27 protein-coding genes are annotated in these 24,126 nt (G+C 64.8%); 4 read left to right on the top strand and 23 right to left on the bottom strand.

Features of this window, described 5'->3' with window-relative positions:
• Positions 1-22: 22 nt before the first annotated feature.
• Positions 23-487 (top strand): DUF779 domain-containing protein, encoded by a 465-nt coding sequence (locus KPL76_RS10275; RefSeq protein WP_216333058.1) that lies wholly within the window; start codon positions 23-25, stop codon positions 485-487.
• Between the two features lie 150 nt (positions 488-637).
• On the opposite strand, the gene KPL76_RS10270 is transcribed toward KPL76_RS10275, so the two are convergent.
• The 3 genes from KPL76_RS10270 to KPL76_RS10260 all read right to left on the bottom strand — a co-directional run bounded on the left by KPL76_RS10270 (position 638) and on the right by KPL76_RS10260 (position 3,416).
• Positions 638-1,774 (bottom strand): LLM class flavin-dependent oxidoreductase, encoded by a 1,137-nt coding sequence (locus KPL76_RS10270; protein ID WP_216333056.1) that lies wholly within the window; start codon positions 1,772-1,774, stop codon positions 638-640.
• A gap of 160 nt (positions 1,775-1,934) precedes the next feature.
• The gene (locus tag KPL76_RS10265) at positions 1,935-2,315 is read right to left on the bottom strand and encodes a hypothetical protein (protein ID WP_216333054.1); all 381 of its coding nucleotides are present in this window, start codon (positions 2,313-2,315) and stop codon (positions 1,935-1,937) included.
• Positions 2,316-2,465: 150 nt separating this feature from the next.
• Positions 2,466-3,416, bottom strand: a complete 951-nt coding sequence (locus tag KPL76_RS10260; protein WP_216333051.1) for a hypothetical protein — start codon at positions 3,414-3,416, stop codon at positions 2,466-2,468.
• Between the two features lie 154 nt (positions 3,417-3,570).
• Between KPL76_RS10260 and KPL76_RS10255 the strand changes: the two genes are divergently transcribed.
• A complete protein-coding gene (locus KPL76_RS10255) occupies positions 3,571-5,103 on the top strand; it encodes an APC family permease (RefSeq protein WP_216333048.1) in 1,533 nt (510 codons plus the stop codon).
• 2 nt (positions 5,104-5,105) lie between these two features.
• Complete coding sequence (locus KPL76_RS10250; protein ID WP_216333047.1) at positions 5,106-6,518, top strand: FAD-binding oxidoreductase; 1,413 nt, start codon at positions 5,106-5,108, stop codon at positions 6,516-6,518.
• Positions 6,519-6,540: 22 nt separating this feature from the next.
• Here the strand turns inward: KPL76_RS10250 and KPL76_RS10245 are convergent, their stop codons facing one another.
• The 9 genes from KPL76_RS10245 to KPL76_RS10205 form a co-directional block, all read right to left on the bottom strand.
• A complete protein-coding gene (locus KPL76_RS10245; RefSeq protein ID WP_216333045.1) occupies positions 6,541-7,029 on the bottom strand; it encodes an NUDIX domain-containing protein in 489 nt (162 codons plus the stop codon).
• Between the two features lie 53 nt (positions 7,030-7,082).
• Complete coding sequence (locus KPL76_RS10240; protein ID WP_216333043.1) at positions 7,083-7,439, bottom strand: PRC-barrel domain-containing protein; 357 nt, start codon at positions 7,437-7,439, stop codon at positions 7,083-7,085.
• A 76-nt stretch (positions 7,440-7,515) separates the two neighbouring features.
• Entirely contained in the window at positions 7,516-8,334 is an 819-nt protein-coding gene (locus KPL76_RS10235) for an SDR family oxidoreductase (protein WP_216333035.1), read from the bottom strand.
• 49 nt (positions 8,335-8,383) lie between these two features.
• Positions 8,384-8,899 carry a DUF664 domain-containing protein gene (locus KPL76_RS10230; RefSeq protein WP_216336352.1) on the bottom strand — a complete coding sequence of 172 codons (516 nt, stop codon included), beginning with the start codon at positions 8,897-8,899 and terminating at the stop codon, positions 8,384-8,386.
• A complete protein-coding gene (locus KPL76_RS10225; RefSeq protein ID WP_371733892.1) occupies positions 8,896-9,408 on the bottom strand; it encodes a VOC family protein in 513 nt (170 codons plus the stop codon). Before KPL76_RS10225 ends, KPL76_RS10230 begins: the two co-directional genes overlap by 4 nt.
• 149 nt (positions 9,409-9,557) lie before the next feature.
• Positions 9,558-10,427 (bottom strand): LLM class F420-dependent oxidoreductase, encoded by an 870-nt coding sequence (locus tag KPL76_RS10220; protein WP_216333033.1) that lies wholly within the window; start codon positions 10,425-10,427, stop codon positions 9,558-9,560.
• 21 nt (positions 10,428-10,448) lie between these two features.
• Positions 10,449-10,976 (bottom strand): hydophilic protein, encoded by a 528-nt coding sequence (locus KPL76_RS10215; RefSeq protein ID WP_216333031.1) that lies wholly within the window; start codon positions 10,974-10,976, stop codon positions 10,449-10,451.
• A gap of 229 nt (positions 10,977-11,205) precedes the next feature.
• Positions 11,206-12,054, bottom strand: coding sequence for a hypothetical protein (locus KPL76_RS10210; RefSeq protein WP_216333029.1), 849 nt, complete (start codon positions 12,052-12,054; stop codon positions 11,206-11,208).
• 292 nt (positions 12,055-12,346) lie between these two features.
• Entirely contained in the window at positions 12,347-13,384 is a 1,038-nt protein-coding gene (locus KPL76_RS10205; protein ID WP_253201998.1) for a putative zinc-binding metallopeptidase, read from the bottom strand.
• 134 nt (positions 13,385-13,518) lie between these two features.
• Between KPL76_RS10205 and KPL76_RS10200 the strand changes: the two genes are divergently transcribed.
• Positions 13,519-14,487, top strand: coding sequence for a multidrug DMT transporter permease (locus tag KPL76_RS10200; RefSeq protein WP_253201997.1), 969 nt, complete (start codon positions 13,519-13,521; stop codon positions 14,485-14,487).
• Between the two features lie 78 nt (positions 14,488-14,565).
• Here the strand turns inward: KPL76_RS10200 and KPL76_RS10195 are convergent, their stop codons facing one another.
• The 11 genes from KPL76_RS10195 to KPL76_RS10145 all read right to left on the bottom strand — a co-directional run bounded on the left by KPL76_RS10195 (position 14,566) and on the right by KPL76_RS10145 (position 24,119).
• Positions 14,566-15,327: a DUF6390 family protein gene (locus tag KPL76_RS10195; RefSeq protein WP_216333026.1), complete on the bottom strand. Its 762-nt coding sequence runs from the start codon at positions 15,325-15,327 to the stop codon at positions 14,566-14,568.
• A gap of 5 nt (positions 15,328-15,332) precedes the next feature.
• The gene (gene hypD, locus KPL76_RS10190) at positions 15,333-16,463 is read right to left on the bottom strand and encodes a hydrogenase formation protein HypD (RefSeq protein ID WP_216333024.1); all 1,131 of its coding nucleotides are present in this window, start codon (positions 16,461-16,463) and stop codon (positions 15,333-15,335) included.
• Positions 16,463-16,735, bottom strand: a complete 273-nt coding sequence (locus tag KPL76_RS10185) for a HypC/HybG/HupF family hydrogenase formation chaperone (protein ID WP_216333022.1) — start codon at positions 16,733-16,735, stop codon at positions 16,463-16,465. The genes hypD and KPL76_RS10185 overlap by 1 nt, the downstream gene beginning before the upstream one ends.
• A 35-nt stretch (positions 16,736-16,770) precedes the next feature.
• Complete coding sequence (gene hypE, locus KPL76_RS10180) at positions 16,771-17,883, bottom strand: hydrogenase expression/formation protein HypE (RefSeq protein ID WP_216333020.1); 1,113 nt, start codon at positions 17,881-17,883, stop codon at positions 16,771-16,773.
• A complete protein-coding gene (locus KPL76_RS10175; protein ID WP_216333017.1) occupies positions 17,884-18,540 on the bottom strand; it encodes a hypothetical protein in 657 nt (218 codons plus the stop codon).
• A complete protein-coding gene (locus KPL76_RS10170; RefSeq protein ID WP_216333009.1) occupies positions 18,537-18,776 on the bottom strand; it encodes a HypC/HybG/HupF family hydrogenase formation chaperone in 240 nt (79 codons plus the stop codon). Before KPL76_RS10170 ends, KPL76_RS10175 begins: the two co-directional genes overlap by 4 nt.
• 11 nt (positions 18,777-18,787) lie before the next feature.
• Positions 18,788-21,124 (bottom strand): carbamoyltransferase HypF, encoded by a 2,337-nt coding sequence (hypF, locus tag KPL76_RS10165; RefSeq protein WP_216333007.1) that lies wholly within the window; start codon positions 21,122-21,124, stop codon positions 18,788-18,790.
• Between the two features lie 26 nt (positions 21,125-21,150).
• Positions 21,151-21,690 carry a hypothetical protein gene (locus KPL76_RS10160; RefSeq protein ID WP_216333005.1) on the bottom strand — a complete coding sequence of 180 codons (540 nt, stop codon included), beginning with the start codon at positions 21,688-21,690 and terminating at the stop codon, positions 21,151-21,153.
• Positions 21,691-21,809: 119 nt separating this feature from the next.
• Positions 21,810-23,039, bottom strand: a complete 1,230-nt coding sequence (locus tag KPL76_RS10155; RefSeq protein WP_216333003.1) for a hypothetical protein — start codon at positions 23,037-23,039, stop codon at positions 21,810-21,812.
• On the bottom strand, positions 23,036-23,503 hold the full coding sequence (locus KPL76_RS10150) for a hypothetical protein (protein WP_216333001.1): 468 nt from the start codon (positions 23,501-23,503) through the stop codon (positions 23,036-23,038). The genes KPL76_RS10155 and KPL76_RS10150 overlap by 4 nt, the downstream gene beginning before the upstream one ends.
• Positions 23,496-24,119 carry a hydrogenase maturation protease gene (locus KPL76_RS10145; protein WP_216332999.1) on the bottom strand — a complete coding sequence of 208 codons (624 nt, stop codon included), beginning with the start codon at positions 24,117-24,119 and terminating at the stop codon, positions 23,496-23,498. The genes KPL76_RS10150 and KPL76_RS10145 overlap by 8 nt, the downstream gene beginning before the upstream one ends.
• Positions 24,120-24,126 lie beyond the last annotated feature (7 nt).

The following is a 24,126-nucleotide window of genomic DNA, read 5'->3' as shown; positions in this document are numbered from 1 at the left end:
TCTGAGAAGAGAGAAGGTCACCATGCTCGACACGACCGAAGCGCCGCTCGAAGCGCCGCTCGAAGCCACCGTCACGATTCCCGGGGAAACCCTGTCGCGGGTCTCCCTCAGCGCGACCGCCGTCGAGCTCCTCCGCAAGCTCTGGACCCAGTACGGCCCCCTCATGTTCCACCAGTCTGGGGGTTGCTGCGACGGAAGCTCCCCCATGTGTTACCCGGAGGGCGACTTCCTCACCTCCGACAACGACATACTGCTGGGCACCTTCGACATCAGCCCTTCAGCCGCGGCGGGTGCCGACTCCACCCCGACAGAACACCAACCGATCAACTTCTGGATGTCATCCGAACAGTTCGCCTACTGGAGCCACACACACCTGACGGTCGACGTGGTCAAAGGCCGCGGGAGTGGCTTCTCGGTCGAGGCTCCCGAAGGTGTTCGGTTCCTCATCCGATCGCGCCTCATGGAGACAGCGACACCCTTCGTCTGAGCTTCTGCACCGCAACGAGCTAACTGGCACAGCAGTGAGTGACTCAGCAAGGAGGCTGAGCAATCGGGTCTGGCAGCAGGGCGAGCTGGCCCGGCTGCCGAGCCGCTCGCAGACCCGTTCGCGCAGGCCCATTCGCACAAACCCGTTCGCTCAGACCCGTTCGGATTCCCGTTCGCTCGGGGCACTGGCAGACAACCCCTCCGAACCTTCACGCGCAAGCGCCGCAGCAACCAGCGAGGCATGCGTGGGCCCGTCGGGCACCGTCGCCGGCCGGTTCACGGCGAATTCCTTGCGAAGCACGGGAACCACCTCTTCGCCCAGCAGGTCGAGCTGCTCGAGCACCGTCTTCAACGGCAAACCCGCGTGGTCCATCAGGAAGAGCTGGCGCTGGTAGTCGCCGAAGTGTTCACGCATAGACGCGTAACGGTCGATGACCTGCTGCGGGCTCCCCACCGTCAGTGGCGTCTGCTCGGTGAAGTCCTCCAGTGATGGCCCATGGCCGTACACCGGAGCCTCGTTGAAGTACGGGCGGAATTCGTTCACCGCATCTTGCGAATTCTTGGCCATGTACGCCTGCCCGCCCAGCCCGACGATCGCCTGGTCGGCGGAACCGTGCCCGTAGTGTTCGAAGCGCTGGCGGTAGTAACCGATGAGCTGCATGTAGTGCTCTTTCGGCCAGAAGATGTTGTTTGCGAAGAACCCGTCGCCGTAATAAGCCGCCTGCTCAGCGATTTCAGGCGAACGGATGCTCCCATGCCACACAAACGGAGGCACCCCGTCGAGCGGGCGCGGCGTCGACTGGAAACCGTGCAGCGGAGTGCGGAACTTCCCCTCCCAGTCGACATACTCTTCGCGCCACAACCGGTGCAGCAGCGCGTAGTTCTCGATCGCCAGCGGGATGCCCTGGCGAATGTCCTGCCCGAACCACGGGTAGACCGGGCCAGTATTGCCGCGGCCCATCATGACGTCCATGCGACCGTCAGACACGTGCTGCAACATCGCGTAGTCCTCAGCAATGCGCACAGGATCGTTTGTCGTGATCAGCGTCGTCGACGTGCTCAGGATGATCTTCTCGGTCTGGGCCGCGATGTAGGCCAACATCGTGGTCGGCGACGACGACACAAACGGTGGGTTGTGGTGCTCCCCCAGCGCAAAAACGTCCAGCCCGACTTCTTCGGCCTTCTTGGCAATGGCAATGATCGCTTTGATGCGCTCGTGCTCGGTCGGGGTGGTGAGGTTGGTGGGGTCAGTGGTCACATCGCTGACGCTGAAGATTCCAAACTGCATGATGCCCTCATTTCTATGCTTACGCATTGACATACGAATCAACGAGCACCTGGATCGAACTATTCCAAACGATCCCAAACTATTCCATCATTCTTCAGGGTATTCCCATATTGAGTGGGATCACCTGATACCCCAAACACAATCGCCGCGCCTGAACTTTTCAGATCCCTCGGCCCTCCGTTGCCGCGTAGGCGGCTACTGTCTGGTTCTTCGTTGTGTGGAGGTCCTGGGTGTTTGTGTCCAGTCGATCTCGGGCGGCGGGATGATGCCGATCGATATACGCCGTGAACCCATCAGCCAACAACTGCTCACGCGCACGCCCATCAGCCAACACCGGGCTCACCTCATCGTCGCTGCCGTCGTCGGTGTCGTCACTGGTGAATGTGGGGAGTCGGGGGCTGAGGATGGTTTGGGCGATGGCCTGCCACTTCGCACCCTGCACCGCCGTCAACAGACCACCGACCTTGAACGTGCCGTCAGCCTGCTGCCGCAACCACAACCCGCGTTTCTCTTCCAACTCCGGAGACAAGACCACTGCCATCAGTCATCGAACGACTCGTAGTGTCCCGTCACTGTCAAGCTCGAGGCCTCAATCTCCAGCAGACCGGCGCCGTGTCAAAGAGTTCACGCAGATCACCATCGCGCGTGCCAGGGAGCGTCGTCTCACCCACCTGAAACGGGAACCGTGCGCTTACAGTTTCTCTGCACGCTCGGAGTCGGCTGACCAAGCCACACCCAAAGCGAACAGTGTCGACACACCGTAGTGCTCCATCGCTGCCGAAACCCGCCTCCGACCGGTGCGCGGGTTGACGCCGACGGCGCGCGAAGCCGTCTCGAGAGTTACTCCCTGCCTCATCAATCTCAGCAAAGGCGTCCACGGGTGTGTGACAGGCACAACAGGTTCGGCGCGCTCCCACAACTTCTGGAAATATGCGCCTGCAAGGCCGGCGATCACGCCGTTGCGAACGCCGAGAACGCTGGTCGGGCGCGATTCCCCCCATTCGAAGGGCAAGGCAAGCTGCTCACCGTCGATCCAGAACCAGCTCGGCAGATCGTCGAGCATACGAAGTTCGACACCAGCACTGTCGTAGCGGTGCACAATCGCAGCCGTTGAAGGATCGGCAATCGCTGATGTCGCGATGATGACGCGCACTGAATCTTTACCGCTGAGCGCGTGCGCAAACCGCGCGATCCGATCTTCGGCACCCGAGAGAAAGCGAGTCACATCGGGCACGATCGCCTGAAGTGTGCCCGAATCATGGCGAGCAGTGTCGAACCAGAGGTCTTCCGATGCGTTCGTCCCGTGTCGCACCAGAATGGGCACGAGTTCAGCTGACGCCTCGCCGACCGACCAGTGACGCAGCATCTCAGGAAGCCCCGCCACGGCTCGCTCGATCTCGGCCAGACTCGCTTCAGCACTTCGGCGCAAGTATTCAGCCCGCATAGCCACGGTCTCAGCGACCCAGGCCGACGGATTCATGTAGGCAAGAATGGCGTCGGTGCCTCCGAGAACTCCACTGTGGCGCAGACGCTCGACGGCCTCTTCTGCCTCGCGCTCTGTCAGGTGCGCCAGCGCCGCAACCTCACCGGTCGTCGCGGGCCGACCACGGTAGATCACCGCGCGGAGAGTCTCGTCGTCCATCGTGCCCCCTTCGTGAATTCCCCGAAATTGGTGCATCCGCAGGCGATCGCGTCTGCTTGTACTGATCGTTGCCGGTAGCGGACGTGTCCGCAAGCGGATCTTGTTGCCAGCTGGACAGTTCAGGACACTGGGAATACCCAGAGAAGGGAAAACCATGGCGGTCAACACGCCCCGCGCCGACGCCCGACCCGACGAATTCGATCCGCCAGCCACCGACCAGCCGCAGCTGAAACGCACACTCGGCGGGTTTCAGGTCTTCGCGATCTCCTTCGCCTTCATCTCTGTTGCTGTCGGCGTTTTCGCCACGTACGGCGAGATGTTACAGACGGCTGGACCAGTCGGTATCTGGCTCTGGGTGGCCGCGGCGATCGGGCAGACCCTCGTCGCGCTGGTCGTCGCCCAATTCGCCGCCCGCATCGCACTGAGTGGCTCCTCCTACCAGTGGGCCTCGAGGCTGGCGAATCCGAAGATCGGCTGGTTCTTCGGCTGGCTCAGCTTCTGGTATCTCGCGATCGCCGTTGTGACCATGGCCAACGCAATGGCGAGCCAGGCCGTCATGCCACTCTTCGGCATGAATGCTGACGAAGGCACTGCGCGTGTCGTGACCCTGGTCATCCTTGTCGTTCAAGCTGCACTGGTGATCGCCTCGACCCGACTGTTCGGCCTGATCACCTCCGCTGCAGTTGCCGTCGAACTCGGCATCATCGCCGTGCTGGTCGTCGCCCTGCTCGTCGTCATCGCCCTCACCGGTGGCGGTGACGTCGGCAACCTCGCGTCACGCGGAGTCTCGATCACCGACCCCAACTACTTCGCAATCGGCGGTGGGTTGATGGCCGGCGCCCTGATGGGGCTGACAACGCTGGTCGGGTTCGACTCGGCGGCGAACCTCGCCGAGGAGGCAAAGGACCCATTTCGAACGGTACCGCGGGCGATCGTCGGGTCGGTCGTCGCAGCAAGCGTTGCCGGTCTGGTCTTTCTGATCGTGCTCACGGTCTCGATCAAAGATGTGGGCGCGGTCACCGCCGACGCTTCACCGGTTGCCGCAATCATCCGGGGCCAGCTCGGGCCGTTCTGGGAGCGGATTCTCATCGGAGGCATCGCTTTCGCGTTCTTCGGGGCCGGGATGGTCGTGATGGCTGCCTGCGCGCGCCAGGCGTTCGCGATGGCACGCGATGGTCGCTTTCCCGCATCCGGTCTGATGAAACGAGTGAACCGACGCACGCGTACACCTGTCGCCGCGACCCTGTTGATTGTGGCCATAGGAGTGGTGCTCATGGTGGCGCTCCCCGGTGCCGCTCTGAACCAACTGATCGTGGGCGGCACGCTATTGCCTGCGTTGATGTATGGAGCCATCGTGGTGCTGTACCTCGCTGTGCGCACCAAGCTCGAACGTAAACAGGGTGGATTCAACCTCGGCCGCTTCGAGTTGCCCGTCACAGTCGTCGCGCTCGCGTGGGTGGCTCTCGTGCTCTTCGTACTCGTGACTCCTCCGGACGCGCTCGTACCGGCACTGGTGGTTCTCGGGCTCATTCTGGCCGGCGGAGTCTACTTCGCCTGGCTCATGATCTTCAGGCGCGCCGTACTCGAGACCGAGCCTGACGGCGGGGCCGCCGTTGAAGACATCGAGATGGATGCCCGGCACGAAGGCACTGCGACTGCCGACGCTGGCACCACTCCGGGGGCGTGAAGGTGAGCGCGCTCGACACACTCACCGGTCGGATCGTGTTACCAGGTGACGACGAGTACGATTCGGTACGGTCATCGTGGAACATGCTGTTCTCGCACCGGCCATCAGCGATCGTCTACGTGCATGACACGAGCGATGTGGTCAACGCTGTAGCCACCGCACGACACAGCGCCATTCCCCTGCGGGTTCGCAGTGGCGGTCATTGCCTCGAGGGTTGGTCGACACTCGACGACGGACTGGTGATCGACGTCAGCGGCCTCACCTCTTTCTCGATCGACACAGAATCCTGTATTGCGACGGTCGGCGCCGGGCTCACGCAGGCGCAGGCGGTTGCAGCGCTCGGAGCAGCTGGCTTCGCCGCACCGACCGGCACCGAGGGCACCGTGAGTCTCGCCGGGGCGACCCTCGGCGGCGGCTTCGGCCTGCTGACCCGCGCATTCGGCATGGCCTGCGACAACCTACTCGGTGTCGAGATCGTCGTGGCGTCAGCTGACGGCGGTGCCGAGGTGCTGACCGTTGACGCCGACCACAACACCGAGCTGCTGTGGGCGCTGCGTGGAGCGGGCAATGGCAGCTTCGGCGTCGTCACCGCGCTGAGGTATGCCGTGCATCCACTTGCCGAAGTCTGTTCGGTCACTGTTACCTGGCCGAGCCTCGAAGCCTTGCCCGAGGTGTTTTCGACATGGCAGGCGACTGCTCCGGCGGCCGACGAGAGACTCACCAGCCAGCTGGAGATCCGTCGCGATTCGGTGGTGCTTATAGCTGTGCTCCTTCCCGCAGGTTCGTCTGCAGCAACCGACCTGCGAGCCGAAGCCGAACGGATGCTCGATCCGCTGCTCGCAATAGCACGACCTGACGTCGTGGTGACGATTGCCTCGTGGCCCGAAACGTACGCTGGATTCCAGATCGCAACGGCCGATGAACCGGCAAACTGGAAATTCACCTCACAATTCGTGAAGCAACCGTTTGAAGCCGAAGCGATCGATCTCATCACCCGCTTCATGGCGGCCGCGCCGAGCGACGACTGCAATTACTTCACCCATGCGTTCGGCGGCGCCGTGGCCCACAGCGAACCGATCGGCGGTAGCGCCTTCGCCCACCGCGATGCCCTGTTCTACGCCGAACCCGGTGCGGGCTGGGGCGCTCGCGGAGGGGTGCCGGCCGCAGACGACCCGCTCACGTCGAGCTGCCTGCGCTGGGTCGCTGACTTCGTGGAGGCCCTCGCTCCTTTCGTGAAGGGCGCCTACCCCAACGTTCCCAATGCCGACGCGGCAGACTGGATGGGTGACTATTGGGGCGCTGGTGTCGGGCGCCTCAGTGCGACGAAGTCGGCCTACGACCCGAGCGACGTGTTTCATTTCGCTCAAAGCATCCCGCTGGCCGACGACCGGATTGCCCGCAAGGCGAACCGGTGAGAGAAAGCGAAAGCGATGCCTACTACACCGTTTCGAATGCTGTAGCAGTCACATCGGCGAGGGCGTGGGCGATGCGATCGGCGAAGTTCGCCGAAACGGGGGGCAGGGCATCCGCACGGAACCAGCGGGCCTCGGAGTTCTCGCCGTCGGCGGGGTGAGGCTCGCCTGAGACATACCTCATCAGGAAGGTCAGGTCGAGATACTGGGCCTGGTCGCCATTCGGATAGGTCATGGGCGGCAAGGCATTGACCCAGGCCAGCCGTGCGGCGACCGCGGTTATGTTGGCCTCTTCGAGCACCTCACGCGCAGCAGCGACCGCAGGCTGTTCACCCGGGTCGATGATGCCGGTGACGGGGGTCCAGGCGCCGTTGTCGGATCTCTTGACCATGAGGATCTCGGCGTGCTCGTCGTCACCATCGGCCCGCGTGACAACGGCCGTGACCCCGGTCAGCCAGAGTGGGTCCGTGCCGATGCGTTCGCGCAGCGCGATGACGAAGTCAGGGGTGGCCATACCTCGAGGGTATCGTGCAGCACAGATTTACTGCGGCCTCGAGGCTGCCGGAGTCAGCGCCGACCGAGACGGCGCTCGCCTGCGGCACCCGTCTCATAGGCGAGCCCGTAGTGAGCGTAGACCGCGGGCTCGCTCGCGGCATCCAACTCACCGTCGGTGGAAATGAAAGGTGCGTCTTTGATCAACTTCTTGTCGAAGGTGACCTTGAGGTTCTTGGGAGAGACGAGCGCACCAGCCAAGGGGACGAAGACGAGCTTCTGGCCACCCAGAATGCCGATGTGCACGGTGGCGAACGAAGGCTGGTCGCTCGTGGTGTCGAAGTAGATGCTTTCGAGCGAACGGACCTTGTCACCCGACGCATCGACAACGGCCAAGCCCACCCAGTCGCGCAGGTTTTCCGCTTCAAACATTTCGAACCTCTTCTCCGGGCCAGAAGGCCCCGGCACACTCCCTACGTTAGCCTGCCGGGGCCCTGGCTCGAGGAGACTAGCCCTGCGCCTCGACCGACACGTCGTTCCACTTTTCCCACGTCTCAATGCGGCTGGCGTAGTCGGCCTTGGCGATGCCAAGCGGCGCCGTACCGAAGAAGACGCGCAGTGGCGGCTCCTCGGCGTCGACGATCTTCAGCACCGCTGCGGCCGAAGCCGAGGGGTCTCCCGCGATGCCGAGGCGCTGTTTGCGCGCGGCCGCGACGGCTTCGTGAAGCTCGGCGTAGTCGGCGAGCGGCTCCGAGGTCACCGACGACGATCCGCCCCAGTCGGTGGAGAACCCGCCGGGCTCAATCAGGGTGACCTTGATTCCGAACGGCGCGACCTCCTGGGCCAGCGACTGGGTGAACCCCTCGAGCGCCCACTTCGATGCGTGGTAGATACCGACGAGCGGGAATGCCGAGATGCCGCCGATCGACGAGACCTGGATGATGTGCCCGCTCTTCTGCGCACGCAGGAATGGCAGCGCGGCCTGCGTCACCCACAGGGCCCCGAACACGTTCGTCTCGATCTGTGCCCGCGCCTCCTTCTCGGTGATCTCCTCGATGAATCCGAAGTGCCCGTAGCCGGCGTTGTTGATGACGACGTCGAGACGCCCGAAGTGCTCGTGCGCCAGCGCCACTGCGGCAAAATCGGCGTCGTGGTCAGTCACGTCGAGGGCGATCGGCAGAATGTTGTCGCCGTACTTCTCGACCAGATCGGCCAGTGAATCGACGTTGCGAGCCGTGGCTGCGACCTTGTCTCCACGCTCGAGGGCCGCTTCGGCCCATTCGCGCCCGAAGCCTCGTGACGTACCAGTGATGAACCATACCTTCATGTGAATTCCTTTCGATGAGACAAGTAATGCAACGACAGATCAGCCTGTCTTATGCCCGCCGCTTCAGAACTCCCTTGATGAAGGCGGCCTGGCCGACGTGCTGGGTGTCGTCGCCGATCACACTCACGAGTCGCGCCGAGAGGGTGACGGCCGGCGTCCAGCGAGTGTCGACGATACGGTCGAGGTCGTCGTCACTCAGTGCAGAAACGAAGGCGATCGTTTGAGTGTGCACGTCGTCGAAGTATCCGGCCAACAGTTCCGGCGTGAGGCCCGCAACGAGCTCAACGTCGTCTGACGATTGCCCGTAGCCAGTGGCCTCCACGTCGAACGGCAGCGCAAAACGGTCGAACCACCCGTCGGTCACCCAGAGCTGGGGGGTGCCTGCGGCGTCGGCGAGGTGGTCATCCTGCACGCGTGTGAGGTGCCAGACGAGCCAGGCGATGGTGTTCGCCTCACTGTCGACCCGGGCGATGAGCTGCTCGGGCGTGAGGCCGTCGAGAATGCGGTGCACCGAACCGTGGATGCGGTCGAACGAATCGGCGAGAACGGATGCTGCGCTCGTCAGAGTCCGACCCCATCGTGTGCCGCCTGCAGTGCAGCAAGGTCGATCTTGCTCATGCCCATCATGGCCTGCATCGTTCTCTCGGCCTTCACCGGATCGGTGTCGCCCAGCAACTGGGAGAGCAACGGAGGAACGATCTGCCAGGAGAGCCCGAATCGGTCTTTCAGCCAGCCGCACCTGCTGGGTTCACCGCCGCCCGAGAGCAGGGAGTCCCAGTAGAAGTCGACCTTCTCCTGTGTCTCGGCACTGACGAAAAGCGAGATCGCCTCGGTGAAGGGAAACTGTGGGCCGGCGTTCATGGCCTGCACCTCGAGCCCGTCGATCACAAAGCTGACTCCCATCGCTGTTCCGGCGGGCATGGGCGAACCTTCCGGGTATCGCGAGACGCTGAGGATCTTCGAGTTGTCGAAGATCGACACGTAGAGTTCGGCGGCCTCTTCTGCCTGCGTGTCGAACCAGAGGAACGGGCTGATCTTCTGCATGGAATTCCCTTCGTCGGGCTTCGTCGTCAACAATCCAAGGCTAGCCACATCTCGAGCTCACGGGCAGCTCGCGTGGTCGCCGGTCACGACGGTCGAGTGCAGTGGCTCGTGGTGTCACCCCGCCCCGCGCTCTGGGCCGACAGGATTGGCCGGCGTGACCGGCCGGCGCCTCGCTTCGCTCAGATCTCGCGGAGACGGGTGCCCAGCACCTCCGTGGTGCGCGCGACCCAGCCAGCGGGGTCTGGCGCCTTCGGACTCGTCGTGACCAGTTTGATTCCGATAGCGGAATATGTCTCCATCGCGGCGAGAAAAACGTCTGCGTCGTCGAAGCGGTCGGCGCCGGTGATGACGGTCTTCTCGATCGCGTCGTAGTCGCGACCGAGGTCGTCGCAGTGGCCGCGCAGAACCTCGAGCTTGTGACGGAGGCCGTCGAGACCAACGTCGAAGAGGTTGCACGCGTCAGCGTACTGCGCGACCAGACGAAGGGTCTTCTTCTCGCCACTGCCACCGATCAGAAGCTCGGGACCAGGCTTCTGAATGGGCTTCGGGGAACAGATGGTTTCAGCGAGGTGGTAGTACTCGCCGTCGTACGCCCCGTCGTCGTCGCTCCACATCTGCTGGCAGATCTGGATCGTCTCCTCCAGTCGCCCGAAACGCTCGCCGAGGGCCGGGTATGGCACGCCGAGCCCGAGGTGCTCACGTTCGTACCATGCCGCACCCAACCCCAGTACGGCGCGACCTCCGCTGAGAACATCGAGCGTCGTGACGATCTTGGCCAGCAGCCCCGGGTAGCGGTATGTCACGCCCGTGACGAGAAGCCCCAGCTTGATGGTCGAGGTCTGCCCGGCGACGAATCCGAGGGAGGTGTAGCCCTCGAGCATGGGGTCGTACGAGGTGGCGAGGCTCTCCATCTGGAACCAGTGGTCCATCAGGGTGAAGAGCGAAGCACCGCCCTCTTCGGCCGCTCTGGCCGTCGCTGCGAGGGTGGGGGCAAGGGCCTCGGCCCCGCCCGGAAGAGTGAAGTTCGAAAAATGGATGCCCAGTTTCATGTTTTCACTCTACGACGCTCTCTACTCGGCGTGGTCCTTCGACTCGTCGGCGACGACAGCGTGCTGCGTGGTTTCCGTCTGCTGCGCGGTTTCAGACTCGATGATCGGATCGACCGTATCTCCAGCCTGCCCGACCTCGATGTCGACGACATAGAACTCGTTGCGGGCACGGGCGCGTGCCTCGCGCTCGAGCCGCAGGCGTTCCTGCTTCTCTTCGCGCTCCCGCAGGCGATCCTGGTCGACCTCGACTCGCCGAACGCTCACTCCGCGCTTGACGGCGGGTGCCGTCTTCGGAGCCGCGCTCGTGCCGGTTCCCGAGGTCGAACGGCCGCTGCTCGGCGTTCGCGCTGCGGTCGACGTACTGCCGGAGCGAATAGCCGGAGATGCTGTGCGCGACGAGGCGGAACTCCCCGACGTGACCGGCGCCTGGCCCGAGCCCTGGCAGCGTTCGCCATTCTTGGTCTCGTGCTGGATCAACGCCTGGGAAACGAGACCGACGGCAACAGCCCGCCCGCAGATCGGGCACTTCGTGTTTACGCCACTCGCCATTTTTCTGTCAAACCTTTCGCACACACTGCGAGTCTCCCGGGTAAAGACCGCAGCAGGAGAGCCTGACGGACACCGTCGGCACAACCCGCCTCAGAGATTCTACGAGCAGAAACGTGCAGCGCGATCCCTCTGCACGGAGATCTGCCCGATATTGGCAGGCCGAATAGTGGGGTCATGCCTTCGCACGCCTGTGTGGAGTCGCCCTGAAACAATGGCGCCCAGTTCCAGATCAGTACCAGTTGACCGACTGTGAATGCGACCAAGCGGAGCACGGTGTCCCGTACGAGGAGGCGATGTACTGCAGCCCCCATTTGATCTGTGTGGTGGCGTTGGTCTCCCAGTCACTGCCGATCGAGGCCATCTTGCTGCCGGGGAGCGCCTGCGGGATGCCCGTGGCACCACTTGAGGCGTTGTAGGCCTGGTACGACCATCCGGATTCCTTCTGCCAGAGATTCGACAGGCAGGAGAACTGCGAGTCGCCCCACCCGTACTGCGAAGAAGCGATACTGGCCGCGGCGGCTTTCGCCCCATCGACGGTGTTTGTCTGGGCCAGTGCCTCGGCAGCAGCTGCGGCAGCAGCCTGAGCGTCTGCTTCGGCTTTCGCGGCGGCAGCGGCGGCGGCCTCCGCTGCGACTCGGTCTGCCTCATCGGCGGCGGCTTTCACCTGCTGCGCCTGGAATTCGGTCTGCACGGTGAGCGCTGTGACGGCGGGCGCATCGAGTGCGCTGTAGTTGGTGAGCGAGGCGATCGACGTCGAAAGTGTGGTGGTGTCGACCTTTGCGGTAGCCGCGGCGACAACCTGGTCAGCCCGCGCGAGGGTGTCCTGGGCCTGGGCTACGACCCGCGATTTCTCGACGGTCGCGGCGAGCGCGTGCTCGGTCCGCTGGGAGGAAGCGGCCTTCTCGCTCGAAGCGATCGAGGACTGCGCAAGAAATCCGGAGCCGACGAGCACTCCGGTTGCGGCGAGAGCCGAGGCGATGATGATCTGTTTCGTGGCGAACCGCCTCACTCCTCTGCGGAGTGCTCTGCGGCTGGCGACAGTAGTGGACTGGTCGGATTCGGTGTGACGGGAGTGCATGTATTCCAATGGTTCGGCCGACCTGTACCTGGTTTCCACAACGGGAAGCCGGGTACCGGCACGTCGGCTTTCGCAGAAGAAGAAGACCTTCCCCCATCGAGGGGCGCGGCTGGCAGGGGGCAGGGCACAGTGCGCATGACTCGAGCGAGGCAGACGTGACAGTCGGTGTCGGGTGTATTCGAGACGCATGGTGGTCTCGGCAGGTGCAACGGCTCCTCGATGGGCTGCCGCAGGCGAAGTGAAAACCCTAACCCGACTCAGCTGAAGAGAACCTCAGTTCTGGCTGGGAAGATCATCCACGGGCATCCGTGACCAGGGTGTGAACGAACGACAGCTTCTCAATGACAGGCTCGGTCAGGTCGAACGGATAGAAATCACCAAGACCCATGGACCGGTTCACCCGGTTGAACATCAGCGACAACCAGTGCCAGTCGGCGAGCAGCTCCTCGATCGTGCGGTCGGCGTACGAGAATCGGGCCACGATGTCGCCGACACCCGTGAACCCGACGCGATCGGCATGCAGGATGAGCCCGGAGCCGGCCGCGGTGGCGACGGTGCCGGTGATGTGGAGGTAGTGGGCAAAGGTCTCGGCGAAGTCTTCCCATGGGTGCATGGTCGCGTAGTCCGAGATGAACGATTCACGCCAGGTCGGCGGCGCGCCGTAACGATAGTGGCGGGCAATGGCGTCGCTGTAACTCGTGCGCTCGTCACCGAAGAGCCGGCGGCACTCTGCCCAGCGCTCCTCGGTGTCGACAAGGATGTTCTGGTAGTAGTGGCCGACTTCGTGCCGGAAGTGTCCGAGCACGGTTCGATACACCTCGCCGAGCTTCACCCGCAACGTCTCGCGATAGTCGTCGAGCGATTCGGCGAGATCGATGGTGATCACGCCATTCGCATGGCCGATCGTCACAGGCTCACCGCTGCGGCTCGACACGAGGTCGAAGGCGAGGCCACCCTCTCGCTCATAGAACGGCACGATCGGCAGCCCAAGGTCGTTCAGCTGCACCAACAATCGTCGCTTGTCGACCGCAGCATCGGCCAGCCGTTCGAGCGCCAGGGTGTCGTCGTTGGACGGCTGACGCCGGGTGAGGCGGCAGGCCCGGCACTCGCCGCTCGGCTGGCTTGTGTCGGCCAGCCAGTTGCACTGCCAGAATCGATTCGAACACGCCACCCAGACAGACCCGTCGATGTCGATCTCCCTGTTCTCTGCGCCGACCAGGAAGAACCCACGGGTCGGTGCGTGGAACCCGATCGGGGCGCTGCAGGTGGGGCAGTCGAGGGTTTCGAGAAAGACCGGGGAAGAGCAGTTCGGGCAGCGCAGGGAATTCACACCTGACATCTTGGCGGTGCGTGCACCCGAGCGCAATCGGCGAAGCGCTGCGCGTGTCAATCGTTACGCAGGAACTTCGCCGAACGCGCCCGTCGGGTGCGCCGGCTCGGGCGGCAGGCAAGTACCCTGATCAGGTGGAAGTTGAACTCATCACGCTGACGCCCATGCAGGCTCTCGGCATTCCGATCGCCCTCGTCGGTGCTGTCTTTCTCGCCCTCGGCGCGGAATTCCAGCACAGAGGAGTGAACAAGGTCGACGCCGCGACAGGTAAGAGCGCATCGACGGGCCTGAGCGTCAGCCAACTGCTGGCCCTGGTCAAGCGACCGTCGTGGGTGCTCGGCACTCTCATGCTCGGCCTCGCCATCGTGTTCCAGCTCATCAGCTTGTTTCTCGCTCCCCTGACCGTGGTGCAGCCCCTGGGTGCGATCGCCCTGGTGATCACCTCCATCGTCACGGCACGAACCACGAAGACGAAACTCAGCCGCCAGACCATCAGGGGCATCATCTTCTGCGTGGGAGGTATCGCGTTGTTCGTCACGGTCGCAGCGTTGACGACCTCGTCGCTCCCGATCGGTGAGGCGCAGCTCATCATCGTGCTGGTCATCCTCGCGATCGTGCTGGTCATCCTCGGCGCGGCATTCCTGATGTTCCGTCACCGCTTCACGAACATCTTCTACATCGTGGGCGCAGGCATCCTCTTCGGCTTCGTCGCAACGCTCGCCAAAGTCATCATCGACCGGGTGCACACGATCGTGCAGCGCGGATTCCACCTGACTCCCTCTGACGGAATCACCATCTTCTGCATCGTCGGCATCATCGCTGCGGCGCTCATCGGCTCGTACTTCGTTCAGACGGCCTATTCCTCCGGACCGCCCGACCTCGTGGTGGCCGGGCTGACCGTGATCGACCCGATCGTCGGCGTGAGCATCGGAATCTTCGTGCTCGGCGAGGCGGCGACAGCTCCGATCTGGGCCGGATTCGTCTTCGTGATCGCGGGTGCGCTCGCGGCCTACGGCGTGTTCCAGCTCGCCATGCGAGCGCCGCACGCGACCGAACTTCCGGGCACACCCGCTTCGGCGGCGGGAGCCGAAGGCATCCAGTAGCGATCGGATGCACGGCGATGGCCTATCAACCCCACGACCACTGGCGTCGCACCTGCCGCGTTACGCGCACGCGCACCGTCAGGCCAGCGGTCGGGCCGAGAGGCGCGCATTGACACGGCGCACTTGATCGCCGAGCTGCACTCCGAGCAGTGACGCCTCTTCCGAGGTGAGACGATCGCAGATCGCCCCCCAGTGCAGGGCAACGCGCTCGCCCACCGCGAGGTCCGGAACGAACAGGGACTCGACCCGCGTCGTCGACACGGTGTCGAATGAGAGCACCCCGTCGGTGAAACGCAGCGACGCAGCCTCCACCTCGACCAAGCCCTCATCGGCGAACCCCACCACGGTTGCCGGCCGGATGCAGCAGGAGTCGATGACCTGAACCGGCTCAGGGCGGCCGGTGGTCAACAGCCTCGTCCAGGGGTAGACGCCGAGTACGTGAAAGGCGTGGTTCGGCGCGGCTTCGACGGCGAGTGCCGCGTCGAGGTGCTTCCAGTACGAGCCGGCCTGTGGGCCGATCACTGCGAGCAGGCGGGCCCAGAACTCCTGCCTGTCGAGCGCTGCGGTCGCTGCCGTGCCCGTCCAGTACCCGCGCACGACCTCGGCATCGAGCGGGTCGAGACCGAGCATGTCGGCGATGACGACCTGGTAGGCCCAGGCCCCGGAGAAGCGTGAAGCGACACCCCGAACATCCACTGCAGCGTTCTCGCCACGGGCAACCGCGGCCAGCCCGGCGGCACCGGCCGGCCCGCAGTACCCGAGTTCGTTCGGAGAATACGCATACCGGCCGAACAGCTGCTCACCGCGGGTGTGCCTCGCGGGCACAGGTGGGCTGCCCACGGTCGTCAGGCGCTGCCCACGGCCAGCGCAGCCTCGCGGTGCATGCGCCCGAAGTTGTAGTACGCCGCACAGGCACCCTCTGGCGAAACCATGCAGGTGCCGATGGGCGTCTCGGGCGTGCAGGCCGTGCCGAAGACCTTGCACTCCCACGGCTTGATGACACCCTTGAGCACCCCGCCGCACTCGCACGCGGGTGGGTCCTGAACACGAACGCCCGGAAGGTCGAAGCGCTTCTCGGCGTCGAACTGGGCGAAATCCGGATGCACGGCGAGCCCCGAGCGGGGAATATAGCCGAGCCCCCGCCACTCGAAGGTGTCGCGCAGGGTGAACGTCTTCTCCATCAGGGCCAGCGCCTGCGGGTTGCCGTCTTCGCGAACGACCCGCGCATACTGGTTCTCGACCTCGCAGCGACCCTCGGCGTACTGGGTCAGGAGCATCTCGATGGACTGCAGAATGTCGAGGGGTTCGAACCCGGTGACGACGATGGGGATGTGGTACTCATTCGGAATGAAGTCGAAGATGCGGGTGCCGACCACCGTGGAGACATGGCCCGGGCCGATGAACCCGTCTAGCACCAGGTCATCGGAATCGAGGATGGCACGAAGCGGAGGCTCGATCGTGACGTGGTTGCAGAAGATGGAGAAGTTCGTCACCCCGAGGGCCTTCGCTCTGACGAGCGTCACGGCGGTCGATGGCGCCGTGGTCTCGAAGCCCACGGAGAAGAAGACGACCTGTCGGTCGGGGTTGTCGACCGCAATCTTCAGTGCATCGAGCGGCGAATAGACGAACCGCACGTCGGCGCCATCGGCCTTGGCCTGCAGCAGGCTCCCCTGCGTTCCGGGAACCCGCATCATGTCGCCGAAGGTCGTGAAGATGACGCCGGGCTGCCGAGCGAGCCATCCCGCGTCGTCGACGCGGCCCATCGGTATGACGCACACCGGGCATCCAGGGCCGTGGATGAGCTCGATGGAATCGGGCAACAGGTGCTCGATGCCGTGCCGGTAGATCGTGTGCGTGTGACCGCCGCAGACCTCCATGAACTTGAAGGTGCGGCCCGATTCTTCGGCGAGCTTGGTGATGACCTTGAGCAGACCCTTCGCCGCAGCGGGGTCGCGGAACTCGTCGACGAACTTCACTAGACAATCTCCGTTTCCATGAATGCAATCAGTTCTTCGTCGTAGGTCTGGCCGAGCTTCTTGATCTGGTCGAGCGTCATCTGGGCCTCGGCTTCGTCGATCTTGCTCATGGCGAAACCTACGTGCACGAGCACCCAGTCACCGACCTCGATGCCCTCGTCGGCCAGCAGCCGGATCGAGATGGTGCGTTTCACGCCGCTCACATCGACCTTGGCCAGGCAGTCGTCGGCATCGACGATCTCGACGATCTCGCCGGGGATTCCCAAACACATCAGTGTTCGCCTTTCGTAGTTGTGAAGGTACGGATTCAGCAGATTCGAGGGAGCGGGTCTCCGACGAGCATGTCGACGATGCGGGTACCTCCGAAGCTGGTTCGCACCACCACGATTTCGGCGGGGTCGGCCACGATCTCCCCGATCACCGCTGCGTCTGCCCCGCCGGGCAGCAACCGCAGTGCCTCGACAGCCGCGGCAGCACCCTCTGCCGGAACGATAGCCACGAAGCATCCTTCGTTGGCAACGTAGAGCGGGTCGATGCCCAGCATGTCGCAGGCTCCGCGCACCATCGGTTTCACGGGCAGGGAATCCTCGTCGAGCACGACGCCGAGCCCCGAGGCCTGGGCGAGCTCGTTGGCGACGGTACCCAGCCCTCCGCGAGTGGCATCGCGCATCCATCTGGTCTCGGGGGCGGCTTCGAGCAGTGCGGCGACGAGGCCGGCCACCGAGCGCGTGTCACTGTGGATGTCGGCCTCGATCGCCAGGTCGCCGCGCGCCATCATGACGGCCATGCCGTGGTCCCCGATCGACCCAGAGACGATCACCCGGTCGCCCGGCTCCACCAAAGTGGCGCCGAGCCTGCGTGCCTCGGGGATCACGCCGATTCCGGCGGTGGTGATGAAGACACGATCGGCGGCGCCCTTCGGAACGACCTTCGTGTCGCCGGTGACGATCAGCACTCCCGCAGCCTCGGCCGCCGACTGCATGTCGGCGACGATCTGCCGCAGAGTGGCGATGGGCAGCCCCTCTTCGATGACGAAGGCTGCACTCAGCCATTTCGGTTCGGCACCGCTGACCGCAAGGTCGTTCACCGTGCCGTTCACAGCGAGGTCTCCAATGCTGCCGCCGGGAAAGAAGATCGGATTCACGACGTAGGAATCGGTGGAGAATGCCACGCGGCCGGCCGGTACGGTCAATACGGCCCCGTCGCCCATCTCGTCGAGAGCCGGGTTGCCGAACGCCTCGACGAACACGGCGTCGACCAGCGCGGCCGATGATTTTCCTCCGGCTCCGTGGGCGAGGGTGATGGTCTCGTCGATCAGCCGGGGCCTGCGGCGACGAAACGCCTCGATGCGCTCGAGCACCTGTTGCTCGGAGTCGTTGAGCCGGTTGTTTCCCCGCGTGACGGGATGGGAGACGGTCATTCAGGCTCCTCGTACGGTCAGGGGTTCGAAACTGGGTTCAGGCTCGGCTTCGGGGACGACGGCGATGGCACTGCCGGCGTGAATCAGGATGAGTTCATTGACCATCAGGTCGCCGACGAGCGTCAGATCGACCTCTTCGACCCCCGTCGCCGTGCGTACCCGCGCCGGAAGATACCCCCCTTGCACAAACACCACTTCACCCAGGCGCCCCTCATCGCTGCAGGTGATGCAGACCTCGTCTGTGCAGTCGACTACTTCCGGCGCAAGTTGTTCGGTGTCTCCCGCGAGCGCCCGCATCTGCCCCACGAGAGCATCGAGCGTGCACTTCTGGTCGGGTACGAGCAGGCAGACGGTTGCCAGCCCAGGCTCTGGCCGATCATCCGTGCCCACCCAGACCGACGCGACGCCCCACGCTGGGCAGCGGCGCAGCAGACGGTCGCGCCCGGCGAAGTCGCCGACGACAAGCACGGCATCGCCCGGCCGCGACAAAGCGCGCAACTGGATTTCAGCGCTGTCGATGTTGAGTGGGGAGAAGTCGAACGGGGCTAAGTCGAGTGGGGAGGATCCCTCCACCGCCCCAGCGGGCACGCAGAACACGATGCCGCCGGGTTCCAGGGCGCGAGCAAGCGTGATCGCCGCAGCCCGCAGCTCACTCACGACTGCACCTCGAGAAGCCCCGCGTCGCGCATGCTCTCCATCACTTGGGCGACCTGCTCTATTCCCACGCGGCTGAGCGCGTAGCCGGCGTGCACGATGACGTAGTCGCCGACGTCGAGGTCAGGCAGAAAGTTGAGACACACCTTGCGGGTCTCCCCGTTGAAGTCGGCCTCGGCGAAGATCGCGCCGCCGTCATTCCAGGTCCGGATGATCTGCCCCGGTATTGCCAGGCACATACGGTGGCTCCTCAGCTCGTCAGTTGCAGGTACCCGGCGAGCGCCTGGCCGAGGCTCAGGCCGCCGTCGTTGGCAGGCACACGCTGGTGAGTCAAGACTGTCGAGATCGTCGTCTGCGAGTCAGACAAGGCATTCTGAACCGACCGTGTGAAGAGCCGGTTCTGAAACACACCACCGCTGAGACCCACTGTATGGATGCCGCGAACCTCACAGGTGTGACTTAAGTCCCGTGCTGTGATGGCAGCGAGTCCCGAATGGGCCTGGCGGGCCAGACAGCTCACAGCCGTACCCCGTCGCAGCCCCCAGACGAGCCTTGACAGCAGTTCGCCGAGCTCGTCGACGGCGGATCCGGCGTGCAGGGCTGCTGCGTGATGCACGAGTGCTGCGTGGTGCGGGTGGTCGCATTCCCGTGCGGCGCGTTCGAGCTCCATGGCGGCCTGGGCTTCATAGCTCACGTGGTGCCGGATCCCGAGAAGCGACGAGATGGCGTCGAAGATCCGTCCGGCGCTGCTGGTGCGAACGAGGGCGGTGGATGATCGCAGCTGGCTCTGCACCAGGCGGAGCTCTGCGGGCGGCGCTGCGAGCAGGGGTGGCAGGTCATCCGTTTCGATGCCGTGCTCGGCGAGCAGGGCGACCGCGAGCTTCCAGGGGTTGCGTACAGCGCTCTCGCCCCCGGGAATGGAGAAGGTCGGCAGGTGCCAGGCTCGCTCGAAGCTGAGCGGGTCGGCGCCGAGAACGAGGATCTCCCCACCCCAGACCGTGCCGTCATCGCCATAACCCGTGCCGTCGAAGACGGCCACCGCCACGTCTTCACCGGCAGCGTCGTGTTCGGCGAGCAGACTCAGCGCGTGGGCGTGGTGGTGCTGCACCTGCAACAAGTCGACTCCGGTGCGCTCGCAATAGCGCTGGGCCCATCCCGTCGTGGCGTATCCCGGGTGCTTGTCCGCAACGACGAGTTGCGGGGGTTGGGCATGGAAGCCCACGAGCTGCTCGACGCTTGCCTCGAAGGCCCGCTGGCTCGCGAGCGAGCCCATGTCGCCGATGTGCGCACTCAGAAAGGCGAGCCCGTTGCGGGTGAAGGCGAACGTGTTCTTGACCTCACCACCCACCGCGAGAACGTGGGCATCAGCCGAACCCAGCTTCACCGGGAGCGGCGCGTAGCCGCGGCTGCGCCTGATCGGCAGTGTCGTCGATCCGTCGGCAAGCAGCACAGAGTCCTCGACGGGCACATGGATGCCGCGGTCGTGCATCAGGAAGGCATCGGCGATTCCCGCCAGGTTCGCCAGTGCATCGTCGTTGCGGTAGCTCAGGGGCTCTCCCCCGCAGTTTCCGCTCGTGGCCACGAGGGTGAGCGGCCGTGCGCCGGGTCGCGCGCCGGTCACACCCCCGAGCAAGAGCTCGTGCAGCGGTGCGTATGGCAGCATCACTCCGATGTCATCGAGACCAGGGGCGACGGCGTCAGCGAGCGCGTACGTCGGAGCCTGCGGGCAGAGCACGATCGGCCGCTGCGGGCTCGCGAGCTGCTGCTGCTGGTTCGTCGACAGCGAGGCGATAGTACTGGCGACTTCCAGCGACGCGACCATGATCGCCAGGGGTTTGTCCGGACGGTTCTTCCGCTGGCGGAGGCGTGCAACAGCCAGGTCATTCGTGGCATCACAGAGCAGGTGGAACCCGCCGATACCCTTCACCGCGACGATCCGGCCTGCTGCGAGAAGCGCCCTGGCCTGAGCGATGGCATCACCCCAGAGTGCGAAGTCGTCTGGCCGGTCATCCACTGCCTGCAGCCACAGCACGGGCCCGCATTCGAAGCAGCTGATCGTCTGGGCGTGGAACCGGCGGCTCGTCGGGTCCTCGTATTCGGCCGTGCACGCCACGCACATCGCGAACTCGGCGAGGGTCGTCGTCGAACGGTCGTACGGCAGGTCACGCACGATGCTGAGGCGGGGGCCACAGTTCGTGCACGTGATGAACGGGTACTGGTAGCGCCTGTCCGCAGGGTCGGAGAGTTCGGCCAGGCACTCTGCGCAGCACGCAACGTCGGGAGGCACGAGAGTGCGGGCACCCGCCGCGTGGTGGCTGGCAACAATTCGAAAGCCACCAGGTTCGTCGAGCTCCGCTACATCGAGTGCCTCCCACGACACGATACTCGCCAGCGGCGGCAGTGTCTGGCAGACGGCATCGAAGAACGCCGCCACCTCCCGATGAGCACCTTGGACCTCGATGAACACCGATTCCTCGTCGTTGCCGCAGAACCCGCTCACGCGAAAGGCGCTGGCAACCCGGGCGACGTGAGGGCGGAATCCGACGCCCTGCACGACCCCGCGGATGACATATGAACGTCGAGGCATATGGTCGTGGAGTCGGCGAGCGCAGGTCAGTGGTCGCCGCAGACGCAGGATTCAGGGCCGCAGCTGTCACCAGCGGTGCCGCACCCTCCCCCGGTCTGCTCCGACGGGCCGCGGAGCATCGAGTCCAGGCTGATGAAGGCGCGGCCCGCCTTCGCAGGAGCCGGCGCCACGCCGTCGGCCCCGAGCCCAGCAGCCGCCCTCTGCGCCTGCTCCGGGTCGGGCAGGCGAATGATGCCGTACATTCCGAGCAGCATGCGCACGGCCTCGTCGTCCAGGAGTTCGAACAGCAGCTCGGTACCGCGCGGGTCGGCCCGCAGTGCCTTCACGATGGTCGTGAGCGCAACACGCGAGAGGGCATCGAGCGCGAGGGCGAACTGCTCTGCCACCACCTGCACGCCGGGGTCAAGGCTCCGGATGCCCTGCACAGCGGCATCGAGACGCACAGCCAGCTCGCTCACGTCGGTGGCGGCGGCAACGGCGAGGCTCGCGTCTGGGCTACTCGAGTCTGGGCTGCTCGAGTCGAGGGAATCTGCTGCAGAGGGCATGGACGGACTCGTGAGTGTCATTCTCGGTTCCTTTCGTTGATGCGAAATTCGTGGTTGCGCGGGGGTGATGCCTGAGCGTCAGCAAGCGCGGATGTCAGCCTCGGTCGGGTTGATCTGCCTGCTACACAGCGAGGTGCTGCTCACGACGCGGCGACGGCGAGTTCGGCCACCATGTCGCCGACCATCGCCGCCGATGCCGCATCGCCCTTCGATGCGAAGAGGTACCGCGCCTCGCCCAGCCGGGTGCGGGAATCCTCGAGCAGGCCGAGGTGGGCCAAGGCGTTGCCCTGGTTGGCGAGCACTCTGGCGCGGCCCAGAGGATCCTTCTTCGCCGAGCGAAGACGGATCACAGTCTCGTAGAGGTCGACGGCCTCCATGAGGTTGTCGCGTTGGTGGGTCGAGGGCGCGTAGACGAGGGAGTTCGCGAGGTTGAGCGTCGCGCTCGCCCACTCTTCGGCGTCGGTCTTCTCGTCGAGCAACCGCACGGCGGTGCGCAGTGACTGCACGGCGATACCGGCCCGCAGGTGGTCGTTCGCACTCATCAGAGGTGCCGCGAGATACGCGATGCCCAGGTTCATGTGCACCCGGGCGTAGAGCGGCGCGTTGTCGCGCTCGTTCAGGAACTTCAGGGCCTCGGTGTACCCGTTGATGGCCTCAGAGAGCGGTCGCCTGCCTTCGATGGCCAGGCCATGGATGAGCCCTGCGCGCTGGTAGAGCGCCTCGGCGTAGGCGACGGTGAGGTCGGTACCTTTCAACAGCTGGACCGCCTCGTCTGCCGCTTCGAGACTGTGCGAACGCCCGGCGTACTCACTGAGAACGATCCCGGCAAAGGCGGGGTGCGAGTGCCTCGACGCGTCAGCGGCCTTGTCGAGAAAGAAGAGCACTTCGTCTTCGTCGTCATCGTCGATTGCTGCGGCGGCGAGCGCGGTGAGGATGATCGCCGCCACTTCGCTGTGCGGCCCGGCCACCAGCGGCGGCACACTCGTCAACCCGAGCGCATAGGCCACATAGTCGACCAGCGGAACCAGGTCTTCGCCGAGGGCAGCAGCGACCTCAGTGCGCGAGACCCGCTCGGGGTCGAGAACGAACAGGTTGTAGAGGCTCGCCGCGTCGTCGCGCGAGGCGAACCAGGCGATCGCCGGCTCTATCTCGCCGGCGTGGGCGAGACGGTGGCCCTCGAGCGCGTCTGGCCACTGTTCGGGCAGCCGCCCGAGGAGAAGACCCTCCCTGACGGCGTCGATGTCGTCGGCAGGGCGATCAACAATGCTGTCATCCGCAGTGCCGCGATCGGGGCCATCGCCCTGCACGAGCAGAAGCCCTGCGGGCAGTGGGAACGCGCCCAGCGGCTGGGGGTGGGAGAGTCGCGTCATTCGTGTTCCTCTGATGTCAGGCTGTGCTCGTTCTGCAGCTGGTTCTGGAGCTCGTTCTGCGGCGTCGTCTCCGGCGTGTTCTGTGCTGAAGCGGCGGCCCTCGAGCCAGCTTCGCCCGAGGCGGGAGGCGTCGATAGGGTCTTTAGTACCAAACGACGCCGGCCGGGCATCCAGGAGGCCTCGAGGGTTCCTACCGGATGATCGTCTCCCCACACCTCTCGAATGAGCACACTCCGCTCCCCCGCCAGCGATCGCTGTTTCATGATCAGGGCGTTCGGCGTCACAGGCGTGACCGGCATCACGACGAATGACGTCTCGTCGAGCCGCAATCCGACGCACCGGTCGTGCGAGAAGTGGTCGCGGCTGAACTCGGGCGAGAGGCGAAGGTAGCCGTCTGCCGTCACCTCGACCGTCACCGACTCTGAGCGGCTCGCCGACACTGTCACGGTCGTGTTGTCAGGCATGGCCCACTTCACCGACCACGTGCCGTTCGCCGAGCAACGCCTCGGCCTGCAGTTCGATCAGCTCGGCGACCGCGTCGATGGCGGCGTCGACCGGGGCACTCAGCGCTTCGCCGAACTCGAAGTCCCGGCCCTCGATGAGGTACACCTCTATCTCGGTGGGCATGAGGGGGCCGAGCAGCCAGTGTCCGAAGGCGATCGCGTTGTCCCAGCGGAAGTCGTGGCTCGCCACCCCCGACACGGGCGGCAGCGCCGCCAGTTCGATGCCGGGTACGCGGTAGATCGTTCCGGGTGCGGCACCGGTTCGCGCAGCATCCACAATCAGCACCCGGTCGGCGTGACGCATCTGGAAGGCCACATCCATGCCACTGGTTCCTCCGTCGGCGAGGCGCACGTGCTCGCCCAGGCCGCCGCGCTCCCACAGCCGGCGAACAACCACGGGGCCTGCGGCGTCGTCACCACGGAGCACGTTGCCGCAGCCGATGACCAGCAACTCGATGCGCGGATGATCGAAGCCATCGTTGAGCAGCTCCCACGGTTGCTGCGCCGCAGCAGGCAGGTCGTCGCTCAGCGGATCGCCGAGCACGACGCCACCTGTCACCGCACGCACACCTGTCATCGCGGGT

Source organism: Subtercola sp. PAMC28395, assembly GCF_018889995.1.
Classification (GTDB): Bacteria; Actinomycetota; Actinomycetes; order Actinomycetales; family Microbacteriaceae; genus Subtercola.
Note: the sequence above shows the minus strand (reverse complement) of the source record. Positions and strands in the feature narration are given on the sequence as shown.

Coding starts and splice junctions, on each gene's coding strand:
- KPL76_RS10275 (WP_216333058.1), top strand. CDS start 23: ATGCTCGACACGACCGAAGCGCCGCTCGAAGCGCCGCTCGAAGCCACC.
- KPL76_RS10270 (WP_216333056.1), bottom strand. CDS start 1,774: ATGCAGTTTGGAATCTTCAGCGTCAGCGATGTGACCACTGACCCCACC.
- KPL76_RS10265 (WP_216333054.1), bottom strand. CDS start 2,315: ATGGCAGTGGTCTTGTCTCCGGAGTTGGAAGAGAAACGCGGGTTGTGG.
- KPL76_RS10260 (WP_216333051.1), bottom strand. CDS start 3,416: ATGGACGACGAGACTCTCCGCGCGGTGATCTACCGTGGTCGGCCCGCG.
- KPL76_RS10255 (WP_216333048.1), top strand. CDS start 3,571: ATGGCGGTCAACACGCCCCGCGCCGACGCCCGACCCGACGAATTCGAT.
- KPL76_RS10245 (WP_216333045.1), bottom strand. CDS start 7,029: ATGGCCACCCCTGACTTCGTCATCGCGCTGCGCGAACGCATCGGCACG.
- KPL76_RS10240 (WP_216333043.1), bottom strand. CDS start 7,439: ATGTTTGAAGCGGAAAACCTGCGCGACTGGGTGGGCTTGGCCGTTGTC.
- KPL76_RS10235 (WP_216333035.1), bottom strand. CDS start 8,334: ATGAAGGTATGGTTCATCACTGGTACGTCACGAGGCTTCGGGCGCGAA.
- KPL76_RS10220 (WP_216333033.1), bottom strand. CDS start 10,427: ATGAAACTGGGCATCCATTTTTCGAACTTCACTCTTCCGGGCGGGGCC.
- KPL76_RS10215 (WP_216333031.1), bottom strand. CDS start 10,976: ATGGCGAGTGGCGTAAACACGAAGTGCCCGATCTGCGGGCGGGCTGTT.
- KPL76_RS10210 (WP_216333029.1), bottom strand. CDS start 12,054: ATGCACTCCCGTCACACCGAATCCGACCAGTCCACTACTGTCGCCAGC.
- KPL76_RS10185 (WP_216333022.1), bottom strand. CDS start 16,735: ATGTGTTTGGGAATCCCCGGCGAGATCGTCGAGATCGTCGATGCCGAC.
- hypE (WP_216333020.1), bottom strand. CDS start 17,883: ATGACCGTCTCCCATCCCGTCACGCGGGGAAACAACCGGCTCAACGAC.
- KPL76_RS10170 (WP_216333009.1), bottom strand. CDS start 18,776: ATGTGCCTGGCAATACCGGGGCAGATCATCCGGACCTGGAATGACGGC.
- hypF (WP_216333007.1), bottom strand. CDS start 21,124: ATGCCTCGACGTTCATATGTCATCCGCGGGGTCGTGCAGGGCGTCGGA.
- KPL76_RS10160 (WP_216333005.1), bottom strand. CDS start 21,690: ATGACACTCACGAGTCCGTCCATGCCCTCTGCAGCAGATTCCCTCGAC.
- KPL76_RS10155 (WP_216333003.1), bottom strand. CDS start 23,039: ATGACGCGACTCTCCCACCCCCAGCCGCTGGGCGCGTTCCCACTGCCC.
- KPL76_RS10150 (WP_216333001.1), bottom strand. CDS start 23,503: ATGCCTGACAACACGACCGTGACAGTGTCGGCGAGCCGCTCAGAGTCG.
- KPL76_RS10145 (WP_216332999.1), bottom strand. CDS start 24,119: ATGACAGGTGTGCGTGCGGTGACAGGTGGCGTCGTGCTCGGCGATCCG.